The 23,841-nt window shown below is 58.6% G+C and carries 19 protein-coding genes; 4 read left to right on the top strand and 15 right to left on the bottom strand.

Annotation, left to right across the window (positions count from 1 at the left end; all coding sequences use genetic code 11):
* Nucleotides 1-52: 52 nt before the first annotated feature.
* Nucleotides 53-520 (bottom strand): GNAT family N-acetyltransferase, encoded by a 468-nt coding sequence (locus tag EPE01S_RS00995; protein WP_062742706.1) that lies wholly within the window; start codon nucleotides 518-520, stop codon nucleotides 53-55.
* 91 nt (nucleotides 521-611) lie between these two features.
* On the opposite strand from EPE01S_RS00995, the gene pdxR reads away from it, so the two are divergent.
* Both pdxR and EPE01S_RS01005 read left to right on the top strand, forming a co-directional pair.
* Nucleotides 612-2,096 (top strand): MocR-like pyridoxine biosynthesis transcription factor PdxR, encoded by a 1,485-nt coding sequence (pdxR, locus tag EPE01S_RS01000; protein WP_062742707.1) that lies wholly within the window; start codon nucleotides 612-614, stop codon nucleotides 2,094-2,096.
* Between the two features lie 18 nt (nucleotides 2,097-2,114).
* Nucleotides 2,115-3,116 carry an aldo/keto reductase gene (locus EPE01S_RS01005; protein WP_062742708.1) on the top strand — a complete coding sequence of 334 codons (1,002 nt, stop codon included), beginning with the start codon at nucleotides 2,115-2,117 and terminating at the stop codon, nucleotides 3,114-3,116.
* Nucleotides 3,117-3,209: 93 nt separating this feature from the next.
* Here the strand turns inward: EPE01S_RS01005 and EPE01S_RS01010 are convergent, their stop codons facing one another.
* A complete protein-coding gene (locus tag EPE01S_RS01010; protein ID WP_062742709.1) occupies nucleotides 3,210-4,199 on the bottom strand; it encodes a nitrilase family protein in 990 nt (329 codons plus the stop codon).
* A gap of 100 nt (nucleotides 4,200-4,299) precedes the next feature.
* Between EPE01S_RS01010 and EPE01S_RS01015 the strand changes: the two genes are divergently transcribed.
* Complete coding sequence (locus tag EPE01S_RS01015) at nucleotides 4,300-5,172, top strand: LysR family transcriptional regulator (protein WP_062742710.1); 873 nt, start codon at nucleotides 4,300-4,302, stop codon at nucleotides 5,170-5,172.
* 77 nt (nucleotides 5,173-5,249) lie between these two features.
* Here the strand turns inward: EPE01S_RS01015 and EPE01S_RS01020 are convergent, their stop codons facing one another.
* The 4 genes from EPE01S_RS01020 to EPE01S_RS01035 form a co-directional block, all read right to left on the bottom strand.
* Nucleotides 5,250-6,263, bottom strand: a complete 1,014-nt coding sequence (locus EPE01S_RS01020; protein ID WP_062743084.1) for a zinc-dependent alcohol dehydrogenase family protein — start codon at nucleotides 6,261-6,263, stop codon at nucleotides 5,250-5,252.
* 86 nt (nucleotides 6,264-6,349) lie between these two features.
* Nucleotides 6,350-7,855 carry an MFS transporter gene (locus EPE01S_RS01025; protein WP_062742711.1) on the bottom strand — a complete coding sequence of 502 codons (1,506 nt, stop codon included), beginning with the start codon at nucleotides 7,853-7,855 and terminating at the stop codon, nucleotides 6,350-6,352.
* Between the two features lie 145 nt (nucleotides 7,856-8,000).
* Nucleotides 8,001-9,287, bottom strand: coding sequence for an LLM class flavin-dependent oxidoreductase (locus tag EPE01S_RS01030; RefSeq protein ID WP_062742712.1), 1,287 nt, complete (start codon nucleotides 9,285-9,287; stop codon nucleotides 8,001-8,003).
* Nucleotides 9,287-10,483 carry an ABC transporter substrate-binding protein gene (locus EPE01S_RS01035; protein ID WP_084344122.1) on the bottom strand — a complete coding sequence of 399 codons (1,197 nt, stop codon included), beginning with the start codon at nucleotides 10,481-10,483 and terminating at the stop codon, nucleotides 9,287-9,289. The genes EPE01S_RS01030 and EPE01S_RS01035 overlap by 1 nt, the downstream gene beginning before the upstream one ends.
* 202 nt (nucleotides 10,484-10,685) lie before the next feature.
* Between EPE01S_RS01035 and EPE01S_RS01040 the strand changes: the two genes are divergently transcribed.
* A complete protein-coding gene (locus tag EPE01S_RS01040) occupies nucleotides 10,686-12,929 on the top strand; it encodes a TonB-dependent siderophore receptor (RefSeq protein WP_199771410.1) in 2,244 nt (747 codons plus the stop codon).
* Between the two features lie 35 nt (nucleotides 12,930-12,964).
* On the opposite strand, the gene EPE01S_RS01045 is transcribed toward EPE01S_RS01040, so the two are convergent.
* From EPE01S_RS01045 to EPE01S_RS01085, 9 genes are all read right to left on the bottom strand, one after another.
* Nucleotides 12,965-13,999, bottom strand: a complete 1,035-nt coding sequence (locus EPE01S_RS01045) for a Glu/Leu/Phe/Val dehydrogenase dimerization domain-containing protein (RefSeq protein WP_062742713.1) — start codon at nucleotides 13,997-13,999, stop codon at nucleotides 12,965-12,967.
* Nucleotides 14,000-14,012: 13 nt separating this feature from the next.
* Nucleotides 14,013-16,904, bottom strand: coding sequence for a type I polyketide synthase (locus EPE01S_RS01050; RefSeq protein WP_062742714.1), 2,892 nt, complete (start codon nucleotides 16,902-16,904; stop codon nucleotides 14,013-14,015).
* Nucleotides 16,905-16,918: 14 nt separating this feature from the next.
* The gene (locus EPE01S_RS01055) at nucleotides 16,919-18,094 is read right to left on the bottom strand and encodes an NAD(P)/FAD-dependent oxidoreductase (RefSeq protein ID WP_062742715.1); all 1,176 of its coding nucleotides are present in this window, start codon (nucleotides 18,092-18,094) and stop codon (nucleotides 16,919-16,921) included.
* Nucleotides 18,095-18,134: 40 nt separating this feature from the next.
* The gene (locus tag EPE01S_RS01060) at nucleotides 18,135-18,644 is read right to left on the bottom strand and encodes an allene oxide cyclase barrel-like domain-containing protein (protein WP_062742716.1); all 510 of its coding nucleotides are present in this window, start codon (nucleotides 18,642-18,644) and stop codon (nucleotides 18,135-18,137) included.
* Between the two features lie 75 nt (nucleotides 18,645-18,719).
* The gene (locus EPE01S_RS01065; protein ID WP_062742717.1) at nucleotides 18,720-19,748 is read right to left on the bottom strand and encodes a PLP-dependent cysteine synthase family protein; all 1,029 of its coding nucleotides are present in this window, start codon (nucleotides 19,746-19,748) and stop codon (nucleotides 18,720-18,722) included.
* Nucleotides 19,749-19,794: 46 nt separating this feature from the next.
* Nucleotides 19,795-20,529 (bottom strand): thioesterase II family protein, encoded by a 735-nt coding sequence (locus EPE01S_RS01070; RefSeq protein ID WP_062742718.1) that lies wholly within the window; start codon nucleotides 20,527-20,529, stop codon nucleotides 19,795-19,797.
* Nucleotides 20,526-22,136 carry an AMP-binding protein gene (locus EPE01S_RS01075; protein ID WP_062742719.1) on the bottom strand — a complete coding sequence of 537 codons (1,611 nt, stop codon included), beginning with the start codon at nucleotides 22,134-22,136 and terminating at the stop codon, nucleotides 20,526-20,528. The genes EPE01S_RS01070 and EPE01S_RS01075 overlap by 4 nt, the downstream gene beginning before the upstream one ends.
* Nucleotides 22,137-22,413: 277 nt before the next feature.
* Nucleotides 22,414-22,659: a hypothetical protein gene (locus tag EPE01S_RS01080; RefSeq protein ID WP_062742720.1), complete on the bottom strand. Its 246-nt coding sequence runs from the start codon at nucleotides 22,657-22,659 to the stop codon at nucleotides 22,414-22,416.
* 208 nt (nucleotides 22,660-22,867) lie between these two features.
* Nucleotides 22,868-23,476 (bottom strand): TetR/AcrR family transcriptional regulator, encoded by a 609-nt coding sequence (locus EPE01S_RS01085; RefSeq protein ID WP_062742721.1) that lies wholly within the window; start codon nucleotides 23,474-23,476, stop codon nucleotides 22,868-22,870.
* Nucleotides 23,477-23,841: the final 365 nt, after the last annotated feature.

A 23,841-nucleotide genomic window follows, 5' to 3' on the forward strand; every position in this document is an offset into this window, starting at 1 on the left:
TCCTGATCGCCACGGCCTGTTTAAGGAAAAATCCCGCGACGGAGACCGCGCCTTACAGCGGCATTCTGTACTGGATCACGCCGGGTTTCTCTGCCACCCGGTCGTACAGCCGCTGGGCCGTGGCGTTCTTTTCCTGGGTGTGCCAGTAAAGCCTGTCGCACTGCCGCGCACGGGCCTGTTGCTGAACATATTCAATCAGCTGTTTTCCCGTCTCTCTGCCGCGACAGTGGGGCGCAACAAACAGGTCTTCAAGATAGCAGTACTCGCTGACCGCCCAGGTGGAGGGATGAAACAGGTAGTGAGCAAACCCGATAACGGTTTCCCCCTCCCGGGCAACGGCACAAAAAATGGCGCTGTCGGCGTCAAAAAAACGCTGCCAGGCAGCCGCCGTGGCGTCTTCAGATAACTGAACTTCGTAGAAAGCCTGATAACTCAGCCAGTACGGCAGCCACTGTGCGTAATCCTTCTGTTGAACAGGCATAACGTTCATCGCTGCACTTTCTCTATTTTTATCAATCATTTAATTACCCCTCATCGTTAAGAAGATGCAAGAGTAACGCGCCCAGTGGTATCCTGTAAGATACACTTTGTTGAAATATTATGGATCCACTTTGCGCCCAGAAAAGAACGTTGCCAGCTTCCCGGGCCTGTTGCTTAAAAAAGGGAAAATTAAAGAACAGTTCTATCAGGTGATTAAAGAGATGATCCTGACCGGCGAGCTTAAAGCCGGGCGGAAGCTGCCCTCCAGCAGAACGTTTTCTGAAATGATGGCCATTTCAAGGAACTCCGTGCTGTCGGGTCTGGAACGCCTCTGCGATGAGGGCTATCTGACAACCCGACAGGGCGCGGGCACCTTTGTTGCGCCGGTCATTCCTGATGAGATGATCCACACGGCGGCTGTGGCCCCCTCCCCCCAGGCGGCGCGGGAAAAAAGTCGCCCCCGGCTGGATCCGCAGACGCAGGTGATGAAGCAGCTGTGGGACGCGACGCTGCCCCACTCCGGACAAAACCTGACGTTTAATATCGGTATCGGCTGCACGGACTTATTCCCTTATGCGCTGTGGGGGCGGCTTTCCGGCCGCCTCTGGCGGCAGTATCGCCAGCTGGACGGCCGGCACAATGAGGTGATGGGCTACCGACCGTTGAGACGGGCCCTCTGCGACTATGTCCGCACCACGCGGGGCCTGAACTGCACAGAGGAACAGATCCTGATTGTCAGTGGAACCCAGCAGGCGATGAATCTGGCCGCGCAGGTGCTGTTACAGAAGGGCGATGAAGTCTGGCTCGATGAACCGGGATACGACGGTGCCCTGGGGGCGTTTACCTCCATGGGGGCGGTCATCCGCCCGGTGAGCGGCGATAAACAGGGAATGGACATCGCCAGCGGCATCCGCCAGTGGCCGGGGGCGAAAATGATTTTCACCTCCCCTTCCCATCAGTTTCCGCTGGGCGGAACCCTGAGTCTGTCACGAAGAATGGCGCTGCTGGAGTGGGCCGCAGAGCGTGACGCGTGGATCTTCGAGGATGATTACAACAGTGAGTTTCGCTATGCCGCCCAGCCAATCCAGGCCCTGCAGGGGCTGGATCAGCATCAGCGGGTGATCTACGCCGGAACCTTCTCCAAAATGATGTTCCCGGGGTTTCATCTGGGTTTCCTGGTGGTGCCTGAACACCTGGTGGAGCCCTTTAAAATCGCGAAGTACTATGCGGACACGCGGACGGCTTATCTGGATCAAACCCTTCTCGCCACCTTTATCGCTGAGGGGCATTATGCCCGCCACGTCAGGCGCGTAAGGAAAGCCTGCCATGAACGCCAGAGGGTGATGACAGAAGCCATCCGCTTATATCTTCCCGACATTTTCAGCGTAGAACCTGCGGATTCCGGCATTCATCTTGTCTGCTGGCTGGCGGAGCATCTTGACGAAGCCGTTATCCTTGCGCACTGTCGTCAGGCGGGTTTGGGCGCGCAACCCCTTGCACGCTACTGCCAGACCCGACCGGAAAAGCAGGCGATCCTGTTCGGCTTTGCCGCACATACACCGGCGGAGATCGTTGACGGGATCAGGAAACTGGCCCGGCAGCTGGCCAGAAAATAACCCCCACAAGGAGGCAGCATGCAGTACACCCCCCTCGGCAACAGCGACCTGAACGTTTCACGCATCTGTATGGGCTGCATGGGCTTTGGCGACCCGACCACCGGGCCACACAGCTGGACGCTGGACGAAGCGGAAAGTCGCGACATCATCCGCTACGGGCTGGAAAACGGCATCAATTTTTTTGATACCGCCATTGCCTATCAGAACGGCTCCAGCGAGCGCTATGTCGGCAGGGCATTACGCGATATGGCAAAACGGGATGAGGTGGTGCTGGCGACGAAATTTCTGCCGCGTACCGCGCAGCAAATGGCAGCGGGGGTGACGGCTAAAGAGGCCATTACCCTCTCGCTGACGCAAAGCCTGCAGAACCTGGGCATGGATTATATTGACCTCTATATCTGCCACCGGTGGGATTACCACACGCCGATCCTCGAGATTCTGCAAACGCTGCATCAGGCCGTGACCGCCGGTAAAGTCCGTGCGATTGGGCTTTCCAACTGCTTTGCCTGGCAGCTGGCCAAAGCCAATGCCCTTGCGCGGCAGGAAGCCCTGACGCCGTTTGTGTCGGTGCAGAGCCACTACAACCTGATCATGCGCGAAGACGAGCGGGAGCTGGCCGGTCTATGCGCGGAAGATAACATTGCCATGACGCCTTACAGCGCCCTGGCCAGCGGCAGGCTGTCGCGGGTGGCAGACTCGCAGACCCGGCGTTCCCGTGAGGACAGTTACGCAAAAGGCAAATACGACAGCACCGCCGGGGCGGACCAGGCGATCATCAACCGTGTCAGTGAGCTGGCTTCGCGCCGGGGCGTGTCGATGACCGAAGTGTCGCTGGCCTGGTTACTGACCCGAGTGACGTCACCGGTGGTCGGCGCCACCCGCCGACACCACGTTGACGGTGCGGTTAAGGCAGTTGACCTGAAGCTGAGTGTGGAGGAGATTCACTCTCTTGAAGCCTGTTACCAGCCGCATCACCTCACCGGGATGATGGCCGAAAACCGGCCACCGGCGACAGGTTAACCGGCGACGGTTATCCCCTGCCGGCCTTGCAGCACTGATGATCCGCCCCTTTCGCCGGGGATGAAGGGCTGGCCCGGCCCGGCGACAGGGCCGTTACCGATCCTGCTGGCGGGGGATATCCGTTGAGAATCTGGCGCTGATCGCATCGCGCTCATAGCCCTGCGGTTCGGTCAGGATGTGGTATAAGTCCGGACGACGACCATGGATCCACCGCCGCCCCGTACTCATCGCCAGCAGGGTTAAATCAAGTTCGGCACTGACCATCGCATCCTCTGCCACCCAGGTTTCTGCCACTATCCGGCCATAGGGATCCAGGATCATCGCATTGCCGGTGCGCACTTCGTCCTGGTCTGCGCCCACGCCGTTACTGAATAACACGAACAGCCCGTTGTCATGGGCACGCGCGGGTAGCCAGCGCATCAGCCATTCCCGGCCACTGGCCCCTTTAAATGCCGCCGTGATTTCTTCTTTGCGCGTCGCCCGTTGCGCCCAGAGCGCCAGCGGGATCGGCTTCATGGCACAGGGACTGCGCGACTGTGTTCCCCCGGTCTGGTGCGGGGCAAGCAGGATATCGGCACCGAGCAGCGCCGTGGCGCGCACGTTCTCAACGAGGTTATTATCCCAGCAGATGAGGATCCCCACTTTCACGCCCCAGGGAGTATCAAACACAGTGAATCTGTCGCCGCTGCTGATGGCCGGGTGCTCAAAAGCGTGAAGCTTGCGATGCGTATGCACTGAACCATCGGGCATACAGGCCACATAGGCGTTATAGAGACGCCCGTCATCGGCACGTTCAATCAGCCCGGCACCGATCAGCATCTGATGTTTTACCGCCAGCGCACGGATCAGCGCCAGCGAGGGGCTGTTGTTCAGCGGTTCAGCCAGCGCAGACACCTCACTGGCGGAAAGCCGTGGCACATGCCAGTAACCGGTGATACACATTTCCGGGAAGGTCAGAATCTTTACCTGTTGCAGGGCGGCCTGCTGAATAAACTTCTCCATGATCAGCAGGTTGTACTGCTTATTTCCGGCCTGATGCTGAAACTGTACGGTGGCGGCCCTGAGGGCGGTTCTCTCTGACATGATGAAACTCCAGAAGTGATCGGAAAGGCATTACAGCAGGCTCACTGATAACGGTATAATCAAACTATTTTCAATTCTGATAACTTTCTGGAATGTCATGATGAATCTTCGGTTGCTGAACGCCTTTGTGATGCTGGCAGAAAAAGGAAACTATGCCGAAGCCGCGCGGGCCCTGTTTATCTCGCAACCGGCATTAACCAAACAGATAAACCTGCTGGAATCGCAACTCAACGTCGCTCTTTTTTCACGCGGCCGGCACGGTACGGCGCTGACATCCGGCGGTCGTCGCCTGCTGCCGGAGGCGCAGAAAGTGCTCGGGCAGGCACGCTCATTCCTGCACCATGCCGGGCAGGTGGCAAAAGGCCATGAGGGCACTCTGGCGGTGGGATTCGGCCTCTCCAGCTTTTACCTGGCCCCGCAGTGTCTGGCCGAATTTCGCCAGCGTTTCCCCGGCGTGGAGGTTTCTTTAACTGACCTGCCCTCCGCGCAGCAGTATGCCCAGCTGCAAAACAACGAACTTCAGGTGGGATTTGTTCGGGTACCACCGCCTGTACCGCTGGATTATCTGCCGCTGTTTACTGACCGTCTGGTGCTGGTCGCGGCGGATGCCTCGTCGGTCAGCGTGGCCGGGTGTTTAAAAAAGTGGCCTCTGCTGCGGCTGCGCACGGAACGTGGCCGCGGTCTGAATACCCAGATTGATCGCTATATGCAGGACAACGGGCTGATGGCCTCTGCCACACAGCTGGCTGAGGATATTCATACCATCGTCGCGCTGGTGATGGCCGGCACCGGGGCTGCACTGTTACCGGAGAGCGTGATGCATATCGCCCCTCCGGCATTAGCGATGATGCCGTTAACGGGAGCGTCAGTAAGCTGGCAGGTGGGTATCGCATGGGACGGCAGAACGGAGGATCGGCTCAGGGATCATTTTATCGCGGGGGTGAAGACAAGGCAGCGGGTTTCAGCGCGTTAATTCACGCTGGCGCTTCCGCCTGTCAGGCATTAAAAAACCCGCCCGGTGGGTCCCCGGGCGGGCTGTTATTTATGCCATCACCAGCTGACACACACCTTACCCAGGTGTTTGCCGCTTTGCAGGTGGGCAAAGGCCTCGCTTAAGCGATCGTAGGTAAAGACCCGATCGATGATCGGTTTCTGCGCCATCAGCGCCAGCGCGTTGACATAGTCAATCTGATCCTGGCGGCTGCCGACAATCAGCCCCTCAATGCGCACCTGTTTAGCCAGCACGCTGAAGACGGACAATGCCGCATCCGTGCCGGACAACACGCCGATCACGGCAATATGGCCGCCAACCTTCACCGCTTTCAGGGATTCATTCAGCGTGGCGGGCCCGCCCACTTCAACCACGTGATCAACACCGATGCCGCCGGTCAGTTCAAGGACTTTGTCGCCCCACTCTGGCGTCGTGCGGTAGTTAATGGTGTCATCTGCGCCCAGTTCGCGCACTCTCGCCAGTTTCTCATCAGAAGACGAGGTGGCAATGACCCGTGCGCCCATCGCTTTGGCCAGCTGCAGCGCGGCAATGGAAACCCCGCCGGTGCCCTGCACCAGTACGGTTTCACCCGCTTTTAAGCGGCCATTGACCACTAAGGCCCGCCATGCGGTCAGGCCGGAGGTGGTGATGGTGGCGGCTTCCACGTGCGACCAGCCTGCCGGTGCGTGGGTAAAGGCGCTTTCCGCGCGCACAACACTTTCACAGGCCAGGCCATCGACGCCATCGCCTGGCGTATGGGCAAATCCGCCCACGGCCGGGGTCGCTTTACCTGCCGCCCATACCGGGAAGAAGGTGGAAACCACGGCATCACCCACGCGGAAATCGGTTACGCCTTCGCCTACCGCCTCAACAATACCGGCACCGTCAGACAGCAGGATACGGCCATCGTCAACGGCCATGCCGCCTGTGGCCACCATCAGATCATGGAAATTGAGCGAGCTGGCTTTAATTGCCACTCTGATCTCTCCTTTGCCCGGCTGTCCCGGATCCTTGCGTTCGGTGAGCGTCACGCTGTCGAGATTAAAGGGGGTATTAATCACTGCTGCTTTCATCATCTTCTCCTGATAGATCTGTTTCTGGCTGATGCCAGCGAATGAAAGTACCAGCTTACACGCCACTGACGCTCATCGGGTACGCACTATGCGCTGTCACGCGAAATTGATGCCCTGCCCTCCGTGACGGGCTGCAGGCGAAACAGTAACGCCATCGCCACAAAGCAGGCCGCGCCGGCACAGAGCATGGCGAGATGAAACCCGCTTTCCATCGCCGTCGTATAGCGGGCGCTGAAGTCCGTCACCGCCGGGGAGGTCAGATGACGCGTGACAGCCTGATGCGCAATCTGTGCCGCATCATCAATGCCGCTGCCGTTCAGCGAAGCCGTCAGCGTGCGTATCGCCTGTCCACTCATCAGCGTGCCGAGTAAGGCAATGCCAATGGTCATTCCCGCCTGACGCAGCGCATTCATCATCGCTGAAACGGATCCGGCCTGTTCAGTGGGCGCCATGCCCATCACCAGCATACCAATCCCCGGCACCGCCAGTCCGGCACCGGCCCCCAGCAGCGCGAACAGCGTCCCGACCAGCCAGTAAGCAGACTGCGCATGCAGCAGTGCCATCGCCACCATCGACAGGCCGGCGATGCCATAACCGGCGACCATCAGTCCGCGCATCGGCAGGCGGGCACTGATTCGGCCAAACAGCAGCGAGACCAGTCCGGTGACGGCGAACAGCGGCAGCATACGCAGCCCGGCTTCCGCCGGGGCCCAGCCCTGAATCTGCTGCAGAAAAATCGAAAAAAAGAACAGGCAGCTGTAATAAGAAAACCCGAGAATAAAGGAGGCCAGATTGACGCAGACAAACGCTGGCTCGCGCAGCAGTGCCAGCGGCAGTAACGGTCGCGGCGTCCGTTTCTCCACCAGCGCAAACAGGATAAAACCCACCGCAGCAACAGCGAGGATCATCAGGGGAAGGCGGCCGCTAAAGCCGTATTTACCCGCCTCAATCATCCCCCAGGCCAGCGCCCCCAGTGATAAAATGCCCAACAGCTGCCCGGCGGTGTCCAGCGCCGCATGGTCAGGAAATTTACGCTCCGGTATGCCCCACAGCCCTGCAGCGACAGCCACCAGGCACAGTGGGATATTCACCAGAAAAATACTCTGCCAGCCCAGCCACTGCAGCAGTACGCCGCCGAGCAGCGGCCCGAGGATCAGCGCCAGCGCGCTGAACGCTGACCAGCCCCCGATAGCATGAGCCCGCTGGCGGGGATCGGGAAAAGCATGGGTCAGAATCGGCATGGCCCCGGAAATCAGTAACGCTGCCGATACCCCCTGAATGGCCCGCCCGGTCAGCAGCACCGCCAGGTCAGGGGCGATACCGCACAGTAATGACCCGCAGGTGAACAGCACTACGCCACTCACCCAGGCGCGTTTATGTCCGTAACGATCCGCAAGCGGTCCGGCGGACAGCATAAAAGCAGACAGACAGACGGCGTAGGCATTAACCACCCACTGTAACCCGGCAATGTCCGTTCGCAGTGCACTCTGCATGGTCGGCAGGGCAACGTTGACGATGCTGATATCCAGCGAGGCAAGAAAAGTACCAAGATAAGCCGCAGCGAGTGCGGCGTGATGACGGCTGAGACGCATAAAAATCCCTTATATGATGGGCTGGTTATCGTAACCGTAGCAATTGACTGACCGACGGTCAATGAAAAACAGCGCAGCAGACCGGTGATATTTTTTCAGCGAAGCGCCACTTTACGGGGCGGGCAAACCGCCGCCCCTAACGCGGTTACAACCCCAGATTCCCCCGCAGCGTCGACGCCGTATAGTGTTTCCGCAGCAGACCACGATGCTGTAACGCCGGGATCACCTGACTGACAAATTCGCTGACCCCACCCGGGAAATGCGAGAACATCACGTTAAAACCGTCGGCCGCGCCCTGCTCTGACCACTGCTGCATTGTCTCTGCCACGCTGGAGGCCGTCCCCACCATTTCCAGCCCCTGATAACCGCAAATGCGTCGTGCCAGCGCCAGAATAGTGAGGTTTTCCCGTCGCGCCAGTTGCACCACCCGCTCGCGCCCGCTTTTACTGGCATTACTGGCGGGGATTTCCGGCAACGGGCCGTGGATATCATACGCTGATATATCGTGCCCGAGCGCCACCGAGAGAGTGGCAAGACTGCTCTGCTCGTCCACCAGGCTGTCCAGCGTGGCACGTTTCTGACGGGCTTCTTCTTCGGTCGCGCCGAGAACCACAAAGACAGCAGGAATGATTTTCAGCGGTTTACGGCGGCCGGCAGCCTGCGCCCGGCCCTGCATATCGTCATAAAACTCACGGGCGGAATCCAGATCAGTCTGGTAGGTAAATATCACTTCGGCGGTTTCGGCCGCAACCTGCCTGCCGGCTTCTGACGCCCCGGCCTGCACGATAACCGGCCGCCCCTGGGGAGAGCGTTCAATATTCAGCGGGCCCTGCACCGAAAAATAGTCCCCGTGATGGTCGAGCCGGTGCATTTTTTCAACCTGCAGAAATACGCCGCTGTCAGCATCACGGCAAAACGCATCCTGCTCCCAGCTGTCCCACAGACCGTTCATCACCGCCGTAAACTCCCGCGCCCGCGCATAGCGCTGGCTGTGCTCCATATGCGTTTTCTGGCCGAAATTACCGGCTTCGCTGGCATTGCTGGAGGTCACCAGATTCCACCCGGCGCGGCCTGCGCTGATGTGGTCAAGGGATGCCAGACGGCGTGCCAGCATATAGGGTTCGTTATAAGTGGTACTCGCCGTGCCAATCAGCCCGAGGTGCCGGGTAACAGCAGCCAGCGCAGGCAGCAGCGTCAGCGGATCCAGCGTCACCGTGCTGTGCCCGCGAGCCAGCGCCGCCGGGCCAACTGCACGTAACGCCAGCGTATCGGGCAGAAACAGACCGTCGAACCGTCCCTGCTCCAGGGTCTGTGCAAACCACTTCATCTGCTCAAAGCGGCACTGAAAATCGGCGACAGCGCCAGGATAACGCCATGCGCCGGCATGGATGCTGGGCATTGCCAGCAGGATAAGTTGAGAAGTGCGGGTCATCAGGTGGCCTCCTTCAGGCTGAGCCAGTAACCGGGCTGGTACGGGACAGGGAGAAAACGCTCGTGCAGTTCGCGGAACGTCGCTTCGGGGTCGAGTGAAGAAAACAGATCGGGATGCAGCCATTTCGCCACGCGCTGCAGGGCGATAAAATAGTAGGGATTGTCGTAAAAGGGATGCCAGATGGCATAAACCTGTTGTTCTCTGACAGCGCGCAGCGTGCGGTAGGCAGGCCGCTGCATCAGCCGCTGCAGACGGGCGCGACCTTCAGCGGGGTCAGCCCCTGGCCCCAGATTGACCCAGTTCCCCCCGGGGGAATAGAGCGACCAGTTCGCCCCGGTGACCAGGACCATGTCGGGATCGGACGTAATGACCTTTTCCTGACTGAGTGTGCCGAAGGTTCCCTGCAGCAGTCGTGTCCCCAGATTCTCCCCTCCGGCCACCGCCACCAGCTCGCCAAAGTTGCCGTCACCGTAGGTCAGACAGCAGTCGTCATACAGCCCCGCAGCACGTTCAACCATCACCAGCGGTCGCGTCCTGACCTGCTTCAGCGGGCCGGTCACCCGGTCGATCTGCTGCTGGCGAAAGTCCAGGAAACGGGCTGCCCGCGCCTCCCGTCCAAACAGCTCGCCGAGAATTTGCATGCTGCGCACCGCGTTGGCAAACATTCTGGTACGAAAATCCACGAACAGCACCGGGATACCCGCCTGCTTCAGCAGGGACAGCAGTCCTGAGGCGGTCGCTGCGGTCATCGAACTCAGGTTCAGCACCACAATATCGGGCTGCAACGCAATGGCCTGTTCTCCGCCAATGGCATCGACGGTTTTACCGGAAAAACGCGGTATGCGGTCGATTTGCGGAAAGCGTTGCTGATAAGCCCGGTATCCGTCGAGATCGGCAGCGCGAAAGTTATCTCCCCAGGCGACCACGCCACGGAAGGGATCTTCCGGGCGCAGCAGCGCCAGCGCATAGGCCAGCGTACCGTCACCCAACAGGATCCGGCTGACCGGGTGGCGCAGGGTCACGCTACGTCCGGCGATATCGGTCAGGGTTTTTGCCCTGCCCATGGCGGCCAGCGGCTGCGTGGTGATCAATACCCCTGCCGCCAGCAAGCCACAGAGCAGCGAGCGACGGGTTACCGAGTCCGGGCCGTAATGGCTGGCTGCTTTTTGTCTGGCTGAAACTAAAGGTGCTGGCATAGAGCAAGGTCTGTCGGCTGGCGATAGGATAAGCCATCATATCATTGACCGACTGACGGTCAATGTATAATATGCCTTCATTATAATTATCATTCGCATTTACAGACGTTAAGAAACTTTATAGAAAGTGATTATTTTCATCACGTTAATAGCAAGCATGTGCGCACGGCCCCCCCACATTTCGCTCGTTCCAGGACTCTTTATGCTGATAAATCACGCTGTCGCTGTACGCGTTTTACCCCTGCCCTTGCTGCCGTCTGTACTGAACAGGTTAACCCTGTCGCTGATGCTCTCTCTTTACCTGACCGCCCCCGCCTCCGCCGCTGAGGGAACGGCAGACAGGAAAAAGAGCGACAGCGCGGCTGAACCGACAACGCTGACGGTGACGGCAGCCGCTCCGGACAGAACGGAAGGCCCGGAAAACGGTTATGTCGCGGAAGAGTCCGGGGTCGGGACGAAGACCCGCACCCCGGTGCTGGAGATCCCGCAGTCCGTGTCTGTGGTGACCCGCAGGCAGATGGAGATAATGCAGCCGTCATCCAGTAGTGCTGCGCTGCGTTATACCGCTGGCGCGACCAGTGAACGCTATGGCGGTTTTGGTGACTATCTCGACATGACCCGCATACGCGGTGTCGACGCCGATTACTATCTGGATGGGCTGCGCATCATCAGTAACCCGGGAAGCTGGCTGCCCCAGATCGATCCCTGGTCGCTGGAGCGGATTGAAGTCCTGCGCGGACCGGCAGCGGCCCTTTACGGCCAGGGAACCGGCGGGGGCATTGTCAATCAGGTCAGCCTTAAACCGCAGGATATCGCCTCGCACCATATCAGTCTGTCTTACGGCAGCTTCCACCATCAGCAGTTTGGCGTCGACTCCACCGGCCCGGTAACAGACGATAACAGCCTGCTTTACCGGTTTACCGCCAGCGGCCTGGATACGCGGGGGCAGATCGAAGACAGCCGCCACCGTCGCCTCTACCTCGCCCCGTCTGTGACCTGGCGGCCCACGGATAAGGCGACCTGGACCTTAATGGCGACATATTCATGGGAGCCGGATATCGCGAACTACAACAGCCTGCCCGCCGACCTGCTGGGGCTGAACAACAGTCCTTATGCCCCCCTTGACCGTCATAAAAACTATACCGACGGGCATTTCGCGGACTCCACCCGCCGCCAGCAGACCGTCAGCTCACTCTTTGAGTATCAGTTTGATAACGGCTGGACCTTTAACAGCAATGCCCGTTATATGAATGTTCGTTCCGATATTCAGCGCGGGGTGATTTATGGTTATCAGTTGGTGAATGCGCAGCCGTGGCTGAAAGCGTATGACGAACTGACCCCGGCGACGGTCAGCACCTTTTCAATGGATAATCATATCAGCGGGGATATTGATGCCGGGCCAACCCGCCACACGCTGCTGGCCGGCGTCGACTTTTCGCTTGGGCGTCTGAACAATGCGCTCTACAGCGTGGGCCCGGTGCTGACTGATCCGTACGGCCCTGACTACCGGCCGGATCTGCATCCCGATTTCACCGCCAGCCGGGCCGCGCCGTGGCGGGAAAAACAGCAATTTACCCGTACCGGCGTCTACCTGCAGGATCAGATTGCCTGGAACCGCTGGCGTCTGACGCTCAGCGGTCGCCATGACTGGTCGGATACCGACCATGATACCAACAGCTACTCGCCGGTAACGGTAAAAACCCGCCAGACGGATGAGAAATGGACGGGGCGCGCCGGACTGAGCTATCAGTTTGATAGCGGGCTGGCGCCCTATATCAGCTACGCCACCTCCTTCGATCCGCTGCTGGGCAGCGGATATGATGGCAAAGCCTTCCGGCCCGTGGAAACGAAGCAGAGCGAACTGGGGATCAAGTTCCACCCCGAAGGCTCGAAAACCCTGCTCAGTGCCGCCCTGTTCCAGCTGACCCAGTCTGATGTCAAAACCAGTGACGCCGAACATTTGGGCTTTAATACCCAGGCCGGGAAGGCGCGCACCCGGGGGATCGATCTGCAGGCCACAACGGAAATTGTGCCTGATCTCAATCTGATAGCCAGCTATACCTGGCTGGATAATGAGTTAACCCAGGATGCGACAAATCGCGGTAAAACGTTAACCCAGGTTCCGGCCAACAGCGCCGCCGCCTGGCTCGACTATCGCTTTGATTCAGGTGTGCTGTCAGGACTGCAGCTGGGAAGCGGTGTGCGCTACCTCGGCACCAGCTACGGCGACCCGGCGAACACCTTCAAAGTACCGGTAGCCACGCTGGTAGATGTAGCGGGCCGTTATGATTTGGGGCAGCTCTCTTCCTCTCTTAAAGGCACCACCCTGGCGATTAACGTCAACAACCTGACCAACAAGCGCTATGTTGCCAGCTGTACATCGGCGATGTACTGCTTTGTGGGTCAGGACAGAACGGTCACCGCCACCGTGGATTATCGCTGGTAATAAATAAGGGATGGCGCAGGGCCATCCCTCTGGCTTCAGGCCACCATCAGCGCGGATTTAACCGGCTGCAGCAGTCTGCCTACCTCGCAGTCCAGCAGGGCTGAACGCCGCAGTAACTCTTCCGTTTTGGCCCCAATCAGCGAACAGACATAAGCGTTCACCTGCTCCTGGCTCATCTGGTTGTAACGCTCGGTAAAGGCCATTTCAATGCTGTCGCAGATTACCGCTCCGGCATTGCTGACATAATCAGGCAGGTAATGAATGCCGCGTGCAACCAGCACCGCTTCTGCCAGTGGGTTGCTGAACGGGGAATTGGCGCTGCTGACCACCCAGCCGGTATTGATCTGTGGCACATTTTCACTGGTTAAAATACCGGACAGCGAGGCAATGCACAGCACATGACTTTTCTCACCGAACAGCTGCGCTTCGTTAACCCGGCGCACCCCCTCAGGGAAGACCGCCTGCGGATTGATGTCGTACCCCACGACGTCGCACCCGTGCAGCAGAGACTGTCTGGCCACCTCAGCCCCGACTTTGCCCATACCGTGAATGGCCACCACTGGCTGCGCAACCCCGGACAGCCGCAGGGTGATAATTTTATGAACGGAGCTCCAGACGCCGTACCCGGTGGCGACAGAGGTATCAATCTGCGGGCTGTCCATGGCATTGAGTATCCACGGGGTGAAACGACGCAGATAGTCCATATCCTGATTACTGGTGTTGATGTCACACCCGGTAAACATGGTGCCATTATAACGGTTCAGCAGCGCCCCGATCTCCGCCATCACCTCCGGCTGTTGTGCCGGCAGATGCGGGCTGTTGACGACAATTTTGCCGCCGCTGAACCCGGTATTATACAGTCCGTGTTTCAGGGACATACGCTGCGCCAGCATCACCGCCTCACTCTCCTGCTGCTGCCGTGAACTGTACTGCCGCCAGCGGATACCCCCGTTAGCCGGAAGGCGTTTGATGTGCGGCGAGTAAGCCAGCGTAAAGGACGTCTCGCTGTCAACCTGTACGGTTTCAATCTGATACTGTGTCGTGTTCAGTGTTGCATTCAATGCAGACATGATATTCATCCTGTTAATGAGTGAGATGTTGCTCAACAACGCCAGATTTTTGCAAACAATGGCGGATACCCGACGGCGTCGGCTGGTGTAAAAAATCAGCCATACTGATCGCCACGCCAAACTCCTGTTCCAGCCGGGCCATCAGGCGTAAAGCCATCAGAGACTGTCCTCCGGCGTCATAAAAATCCTCATAGGCCGATGCCGGTAACGCCCCGGTGACTTCCTGCCACAACGGACGAATACGCGCCATCAGCGCGTCCTGCTCCCGGGGATCGCGGGCGGCAACATCAGCCTGCTGGCTGGCCGGGAGTTCCCGGTCACCCATCCACCAGAACTGGGGGTCGAAGGGATAAAGCGGCAGGGCTACACGCCGCCCCGGAGAGGCCCACAGGCGTGACCAGCAGACCGCGACCCCGGCGCGCCAGATTTTTTGCAGGGCCTGGATCCACAGCGCCTCCTCGGTGAGGGCATCATCGCGGCGGCGCAGCGTGCGCACCGCAGACGTCTTACCGCCTTGCTGGCGTAAGCGGGCCACCAGCGCGGTCAGGGTCGAACCCGGCCCGACTTCGATAAACAGCGTCCTGCCCCGATCCGGTATCTGCTGCAGTGTCTGGTGATATTGCACTGCCTCACGGGCGTGACGGCTCCAGTAGTCCGCATCCAGCTGACGCAGATCGCTGATCTCCTGTGCCTGCAGCGCGGAGTAATACCGTACCCCGTGATGTGCCGCGCTGACGGCGGGCACGACATGGCGCAGATCGCTGAGGATCGGTTCCATCATTGCCGAGTGAAAGGCGTGAGACACACTGAGTGCCTTGCAGCGAATGCCCTCTCTGCGCAGACGCTGCTCGCAGTCAGCCAGTGCAGACCGGTTACCCGACAGGACACAACTGTTTTCACCGTTCACCGCAGCCAGCGAAACCCCGCCCCCCAGCCACGGCTGACAATCGCTGTCACTCAGCTCAACGGCCAGCATGGCGCCGCCCTCCAGCGAGGCCATCAGCCTGCCGCGCTGCGCGGCAAAGACCAGGGCCTGTTCGACGGTAAAAGCACCGGCGGCCCAGGCCGCGGCAATTTCGCCAACGCTATGGCCCATCACCCGATCGGGCACCACGCCGTAATAGATCAGCAGTTCGGCCAGCGATATCTCTACGGCCACCAGCGTCGGCTGCGTCAGGGCGGTGTTATTCAGCATGGTGCTGTCGCCCCCGGGACTGAACAGCGGGGAGATATCCAGTTGCTCCCGCCGGTGCAGCAGCGCCATTTTCTCCTTCATCAGCCGCGCAAAGTGGCTGTCGCGGGCCATCAGCTCCCGCGCCATGCCGATAAACTGGCTGCCCTGACCAGGGAACTGGAAGATGACACTCAGGCGACCTTTACCGCTGTCGACCATCCCCTCTTTGATCACCAGTTGGCCCTCTTCATCCGGCCCCAGCGTGCCGCGATAGCGCATTCCCTGCCTGCCGGTCTGTGCGCTCCAGGCCATGGCCGCCACATCTGCCCCGACGGCGTGCTGCCGGTAGTGCTTCGCCAGCTGATACCAGGCCTGTTCAGAACGGGCAGACAGCGGAATGACCCGATCGGCCAGAGACGCCGGAGTGACGTCCGGCGCTGCGTCTGCCCTTTGCGGCCGGCTTAACACCACGTGAGCATTACTGCCGCCGATGCCAAAGGCACTGACGCCTATGGCACAGCGGGTATCATCCTGCGGCCAGCGTTCGGCGGCACGCAGGACGGTAAACGGACTGTGTGCCAGCTCGCAGGCCGGATTTGCCGCCGTAAAGTTGATCTGCGGCGTCAGCCAGCCGTGCCTGATTTGCAGGGCCGCCTTGATGAGTCCGGCCATTCCGGCGGCCGTTTCAAGGTGACCAACATTGGCTTTCACGGCTCCCAGCGCACAGAAGTTTTCACGCCCGGTAAACTCGCGAAACACGGAACTGAGCGCGGAGAATTCAATCGGATCTCCGGCCAGCGTGCCCGTGCCGTGCGCTTCCATCGCCCGAAAGGTCTCCGGGTGCCGGTGCGCATCCTGCAGAGCCTGACGCAATAAGCGCTGCTGCCCCGCCAGGCTGGTGGTGGTAAAACTGACTTTTTCCGCGCCGTCATTATTCATCGCCACGCCGTCAATCACTGCGATCACCTCATCACCGGCCGCCAGCGCATCCTCCAGGCGTTTCATCACCACGACCCCAACCCCGCTGCCAAATACCGTGCCGCTGGCATCCGCGGAAAATGGCCGGCAGTGTCCGTCTGTCGCAAAGATCATTCCCTGCTGGCTGACGTAGCCCGCCAGCTCCGGGATGCGTAACGTACAGGCGCCGGCCAGCGCCAGGTCACAGCGTCTGTTGCGCAGGGCGTACACCGCCTCACACACCGCCACCAGCGAGGTGGCACAGGCGGCCTGAACATTCACTACCGGGCCACCGATCCCCAGATGCCATGCCGCACGCGTACTGAGGTAGTCGTTATCATTGGTGATCTGCTGTTCAAAGGCCGACGGTGCCAGCGCGGCAAAGCGCTGTGCCCTGCCGTTTTCTCTTAAATACGCCGAACTGCTGCAGCCGGCGAACAGAGCCGCCTCCGGCAGAGCGCCGGGCACAATCCCTGCACTTTCCAGCGCGTGCCAGGCACACTCCAGAAACAGACGATGTTGCGGATCCATCAGCGCCGCTTCCCGGGCGCTGAGACCGAAAAATCCGGCATCAAAGCGGGCAATGTCCTGCGCCAGAGGCGCTGCAACTCCGACAAAACCGGGTTCGTCCGCTGCACGCTCATCCGTTGTCACCAGCGACTCAACGCCATTAATCAGGTTATGCCACCAGGTTTCGATATCACCGGCACCGGGGAAGCGGCAGGCCATTCCCACCAGCGCTATTTTGTGGTTCACGCCGTTTTGCTCTTGCATACTGCCCTCCGGTTTCAGAAGCGTAAGGCGCTGATATCCCAGCGGGGCGCGTGATCACTTAACAGATCCGCGCAGACCTGCCCCATCAGGGGGGTAAATTTGAACGCCCAGCCCCCGGCAGAGACCACCACGTTTTCACCGCCGTGGCAGCGCCCACGGGCGCTGTCCAGATAGAACTGCCGCTGCGGGTTAGTGGGTAACACCGCAAGGCAACTGGAGGAAGAATGTTGACGATCCGGGGCGAGGAAAGGCATATGACGACGGGCAAACTCCAGCGCGCGCGCGACGTGCTGCGGGTTGGCCCGGTACGCTGGCTCCTGATTCCCGGCGATCGGGTCCACTTCGAAATCGGTGCCCAGACGATCAAAACCGTTCACCGACCAGGGATTAGGAGGGAAGCCATAAAACAGATTGCTGTCGCTTTCTACCGGCTGCTGAAAGGCAAACCAGAACGGATCATTCGCCCGGGTACGCTGACTGCGCAGCATACTGATGCAGGCCATCTCATAGGTGGCCAGCTCAAGGTCAATATCCAGCCCGCGCAGCAGTTTTTTGCTCCCCGGTCCGCTGGCGACCAGCACTTTCCGCGCCCTGAACCGCTGGTTTGCGCCGATCACCGTGACGCCCCGGCTGTCCGGTTCCAGCGCCAGCACGTCCTGGCCAAAACCGAAGCTGACATTAAGTTCCGAGGCCAGCGCATACAGCGTAGACAGCGTCCCCCTGACATCAATGACGCCGCCATCCTGCTGCAGAAAGCCTTCGTAGTTCGCATCAAAATGCGAAAAGCCGTAACGCTGCTCAATAGCGCGTATGCCCAGACGTTCATACGGCAGGCCCATCTCATCCATGGAGGCCATGGTCTGCGTAATCTGCCCTTCATTGGTCCAGACATCGGCATCGCCGAACCACAGGCTGCCGGTGCGATGTATCAGCCGACGATCGGCCTCTTTTTCCAGCGCCTGCCACAATGTATCGGCCGCCAGCGTCAGGCGGAAAATATCAATTTCAGAATACTGCAATCGCCAGTGGCGCTCTTCGCCGCTGGTTCCGGCGAGCTGCGTCATCAGGCTATATTTATCCAGCACCAAAACGTTATGTTGTTTATTATTTCGGGCGTAATTCCAGGCACTGGATAATCCTATCGGGCCTGCACCAATAATAATAACATCCCACTCTTCAGACGTGCGCATACCTACCCCTTATCAGGTTGATGTCTTATTTAACAGGAAATCAGGATGTCAGTGTTTTAATCTGGTCGAGCGGCACCAGCACCAGTAGCGTCCGGTATTTCTCCCTGGGGATTTCCTGATAAAGCTGGCGCACCCCCACCTTCCCCATCACATCCCCGCTGACCCCCACGGCCAGCAGCGATTGCCACTGTGAAGCCCAGATGGCGCTGGAATTCCAGATACCTGAGGTTTCGATGCGGCCCTGCGGTGTCTCTGCCGTTTCATGGTAGTAAGACACCACGCTGTCATCGGCCAGGGCGGCAATTTTCCAGCCACTGCCGGTCATGGTTCCCGCCGGTTTTCCCTGGTCATCAATAAACTGATCGACATGAGAATTTGCATCGCCGACGGTGGGCCCGTTTTGCGTTTTTGCGTTGAAATGAATATTGGCCATTTCTGTAACAGAAATAACCGTGGCATTTTTATACCCTTTATTTGACGCCAGTGTTTTTTCAATATCACTGACCGCAAGTCCTTTATCCAGCTCTGCACGAACCCAGTTTGCGAGCATTATCAACTCTGACAATACATTATTATTGCCTTGTATTATTTCCATTTTAATGACCTTTTTATAAATTAAGTGCGGTTATGCCACGACAATTTCCGACTGTTTAAACCAGACTTCGCCTTTTTCCCTTTCCACATCGCTGCCGGCATCGGCAAACAGCGTGATCACCTGCTGGCCTTTCGCCAGCGTCGCGGCCAGCTTCCATGCGGTTTTCCAGTTGGCGGCAGAGGAGGCGCCAATTTTGACCCCGGTGAGATGCCAGAACTCGTACATGGCGGCCAGCGCTTCCCGATAGCTGACCTCATTAAACGGCAGGTTTTTCGGCATCATCTGGCTGATAAAAGGCTGACGGAAGCCGAAACCAAGCCCTCCCGCCCCGGCAAATTTAGCGTCGCCATTAGGGGCATTCAGCGTGCCATACGGCAATTCAGCGGGTGTGGTTCCCCAGGCGATAATCTCCGGATTGTGGCGACGCAGGGCAGCATAGACGCCGGTTATCGTACCGCCCGTTCCCACGGCCGAAACCCAGCCGTCGGCGCGGGTGCCATTCAGCTGATGGAGGATTTCCGCCCCGGTCTGATACTGATGAACGGCGGTATTCACCAGGTTCAGCTGCTGGGAAAGCAGCGTCCAGCTGGGATCGTCGCGGGCAATCTGCTGGCTGCGGGCAATCACGCCGAGTAAAAACTGGCTTTTGTCCACCAGCGTCACCAGCGCGTTATCGGCTTTCAGGGTGGCAATTAACTGTTCAGAGGAGGAGTCCGGGATCACCACCTGCACGGTGATGCCACACATATTGCCCAGCTTCGCCAGCGCTTTGGCCATATTGCCACCGGATGAATCGAGCAGTTTCAGTTCACCACGGGAAAAATCATGCTGGTTGATGGCATCACAAAACAGGCCGAAGGCCGTCCGGTCTTTGACTGAACCAAAAGGATTAGTAAATTCGTACTTGGCCAGGATCGTCGCCTGTCCCTGCGGGCCCGGTACGGGGATCAGCGGAGTTTTACCCAGCGAGGCATAAAACTTTTTCAATACCGGGAATAAGGTAAAGGCCTTATCGGTATCGGGTGCAGCATGTTGGGGATTAAACAGCTCAAAGTTCATCACATATTCCTTATCTGACCATCAGTTGAGTGAGCCAGCCTTCTGTTTACTGCAAAAGCTGGTGTAGAAAGGCATCCGGATCCTCCCGGAAGTAGAAATGACCGCCCGGCCAGCTGCGCTGCTCACTCCGGGTGACAAGGGCTGACCAGCCTTCACGCGCCGCCCGTCCGACCAGTGGGTCGTCGTCTCCGCCGGTGATGGCTAACGGGAGGTCAGCCACCGGCAGCACCGCCAGCTGTCCGAGCAGGGTCAGATCCTGCAAAATGAGCGCCGCTACTGCCGGACGCGTCAGCGTATCCAGCGGCATCACCCCGCTTTGTTCACTGTCGCTGAGGATGGAGGCGAGCAGATCCTGACGTGCCGCCGGCTGCTGCAGCATCAGTAAGGCTTCAGGCGGATGCTGTGACGAGAGCACCACACGACGGCAGGAAAAGCGTGACGCCCACAGTGCCGACGCTACCTGCAGCGCCAGCAGGGCGCCCATACTGTGGCCAAAAAAAGTCACCGGTGCGACGCCCAGCAATTCCGTGAGGCCGTGACAGCAGGCGGTGACGGCCTGTTGTGCACTCTGCCATGGCGCCTCACCCTGCCGCTCTTCCCTTCCCGGATACTGCACCACCAGCAGGTCGCACTCTGCCGGCAGCCTTTCGCGCCACGGCTGATAAAACGCGGCACCGCCCCCGGCGTGAGGAAACACCACCAGCTGCTGCGCTACCGGTGCCGTGCGCCGCTGACTGAAGCGCATCACCGTGCGGTTATGACTGACAGCGGTCAGTATCATGATGCCCTCCCGCTGGTCACCGCTAAGCGGGGACGATCGTTGTCAGCCACCAGCGCCCGCAGGGCCAGCCGGTCAATTTTACCGATCCCCTTCATTGGAATGTGTTCCAGCACAACCAACTTCTCCGGCGCTTTAAACGAGGCCAGCCCCTGCTGTTCAAAGAACCGTCGCACCGCACCCAGCGTCAGGGTGGCATCCGCCGTGGTGACAAACAGGCAGGGAACTTCGCCATACAGGGCATCTGCCATCCCGACACAGGCCGCCTGCCGGATCGCCGGGTGCTGCAGCGCCAGCTCTTCAATTTCATGGGGGGAAAATTTCTCCCCGCCACGGTTAATGGCATCGTTCAACCGCCCGTCAATAAACACGTTGCCCTGCGGGTCGACATGGGCCAGATCGCCGGTCCGGTAGAAGCCGTCAGCGGTAAATGCCAGGCTGTCCGCCTGAGGATTCTGGTAGTAACCGGTGATGGTATAGGGCCCACGGGTGATCAGTTCGCCGGTCTGCCCTACCGGCAGGTCGTCGCCCCGCCCGTCAACAATACGCACCTCATCCTCTGCACACAGCGGACGCCCCTGAGAATGGAAGCGGAGGCGATCGTCGTCGCTGATGTGGTTGAAACAGAGCAGTCCTTCGCTCATGCCATAACACTGCTGAAGGGTAATCCCCAGTGCGGCAGAGGCCGAGGCCGCCAGTTCCGGACTGACGCGAGCGCCGCCCACCTGGACATGCCAGAGTGAGTCAATCGCGCGCGGGTTTTCACGCTGTGTCTCCGCCCACTGCGACAGCAGCGCAGGCACGAGGGTGGTATGTGTGACGCCGCACCGGGCGATAATATCCAGCGCCTGTGCCGCAGACGACACATCGGCCAGCGCCACGGCACCGCCGCGCGACAGGGTGCCAAGCAGACCGGGGCAGTTAATGACAAAGCCATGAGAGACGGGCATGACGGCCAGATACACGGCGCTTTCGGTCAGGCCAAAGACGTCACATCCGCAGTCAATCATATGACTGTAACCGCCGTTTTTACGGGCAATCGCTTTTGGCAGGCCGGTGGTACCGCTGGACAACAGCATCATCGCGGTGTCGTCAGGCGTCAGTGGGGTCAGGATTTGGGGCGGGACGGGGGTCAGTCGCGAACAAAATTCCCCGAGATTGAGGTAACGCGTATCGTGCTGGCTGTCGTTATCGTCCCCCACCAGCACCACATCAACATAGATCCCTTCCTGCTGTAACGTTTGCAGGCAGGAGAGCGGATGATAACGGCGGGTGCTGCGCTGCAGGGCCACGACTTTTGGCCGGGTGATCTGCAGAATGTGGCGCAGCTCTTTTTCACGGTATGAGGGAAGAACGGGAACAGGTATCGCGCCGATCATCAGCGTGGCCAGCATCAGCACCACGGCCTGATGGGTATTGCCCAGTTGCATCGCTACCCGGTCGGCCTTTTTCACCCCGCGCTGCTGCAGGCGGAAGCTGCAGGAGGCAACGCGATCGGCTAATTCGCCGTGGGTGATGATGCCGCCGTCTTCAAACAGCGCTGGACGGTGTGTGTTTGCCCTCAGCGCAGCCAGCAGGCGCTGATTCAGTGAACCACTAAAATTGACCATTTTAACTCCATGATGTGCGAACTAATTGATTGTTTTGAAATACTTTTCAACGGCAATCATGCATGAATCCAACCTTCTCCGGGCGTGCCTGAACGTCGATCTCACTGCTGTGCTTACTCACATGGAAGGGCAAATTTACTTACTGGTCTTTATTAATTATTTTATGGACAACACTAAACACCACGACCGACCGTCAGTCAATCAAATATATTAATTTTATATGTATTTTCCTGAATCCCCTTGCACTGCGGCCCCCTGGCCTTCAGGATTCAGGGAGTTAGCTCACCCCCGCTTTTTCCGTGCCATTCACCAGCGCCACCAGATCATCCAGCGTAAAATCCTGACCGCCCCACAACGAAACAGGCCCCCCCACCAGCGGCTGTAACTGTGCCTGCAAGGCGACCGTTTCTGCCGAGGAAAGCGCCAGATCGCTGCGCAGATGCCAGCTCCCGTCAGCATCTCCCAGCACCTCTTCCGGAATGCCAATGTCAGTAAGAAGGGCCAAGATACCGTTAAAATCCATAATCAATACACCTCACAGGTTAATGAAAGTGATTATTATTATCACTGACCGCCAGTCGGTCAACACCTTTTTTATGACGGAAGCGGGGCACAATGTAAAATGAATTAATTAATAAAACTTATGCTTGTAAGGGTATAAGGCACAGAACAGGAGGGAGGGAAATCACTGAAGGGGCAAAGAGACGTAGCGGTGACGTCCCTTTGACTGATTAGGACGGACGATGGCCCAACAGGCGCAGAAACTCCTCTGCCAGCTGCTGGCCCAGACGGGTTTTATCGCTTTCCACGCTGACGACCGCGTCATCAACGGCCCCGTGCATGCCGTGATACATCAGAATGGCGGTCAGGCGTGGATTATCCAGCTGCCATGCCCCACAGGCGCTGCCCTCATTCAGAATCGTCAGTATCTGATCCAGCACCGCATCCCGATCCTGATTGCCACGCGTGTGATAATGGTGGTCGTGATACAACGCGTCATGCAGCGCCATGCCGTCAAAATAGGCGGTGATACCGGCATCACACCAGGCGCGCAGCCGCGCTATGCTGTCCCGGGGTGGACAGGCGTCCACTGCCTGCTGGATCTGCCCGATAAAGTGTCGGGTAAACCGCTCGCGCAGTGCGGAGAGCATCTCATTTTTCGACGGAAAGTAATGATAGAAGGTTCCCTTTGCCACCTGCGCATCGCGTACGATCTCGCTGATGGTCGTTGCTTCAAATCCCTTGGTGATAAACAGATGCTGTGCGGCATCCATCAGTTCATCAAGACGGACTTCTGCCGGTTTGGTGCGTGGCTTGGGGTCTGTTTTCTTTATTTCCATTTTAATAACTTCATCAGGTAAGGACTTGAGTTAGATAGTAGACAATAATGACCTGCTTGGCGAGGGGTTGTTTCATAATACAGAAGCCTTTTCTATTCATGCCTCCCGGCACCGTTACCTGTCTGGAGTGGGAAATATCTTTTGATAAAAAACCTTATATTTCACCGACAGATAAAAAAACCATCCCGCATAAGGACAGTCAAAAAAATAATAAATAAACCACGAATAATAAAGCACGAAAAAAAGAGAAAAATAAAAAACCGTGCATCTTCGTTTTCTTAAATAATATTAAAGTTGATGTTTCATTGCCCGGGAGAAAAGGAGAATAATAACCTACAGACCGGTTAACGACTGAAGGTGGCGGG

Origin of the sequence: Erwinia persicina NBRC 102418 (genome assembly GCF_001571305.1) — a bacterium.
In the GTDB taxonomy this organism is placed as follows: Bacteria; Pseudomonadota; Gammaproteobacteria; order Enterobacterales; family Enterobacteriaceae; genus Erwinia; species Erwinia persicina.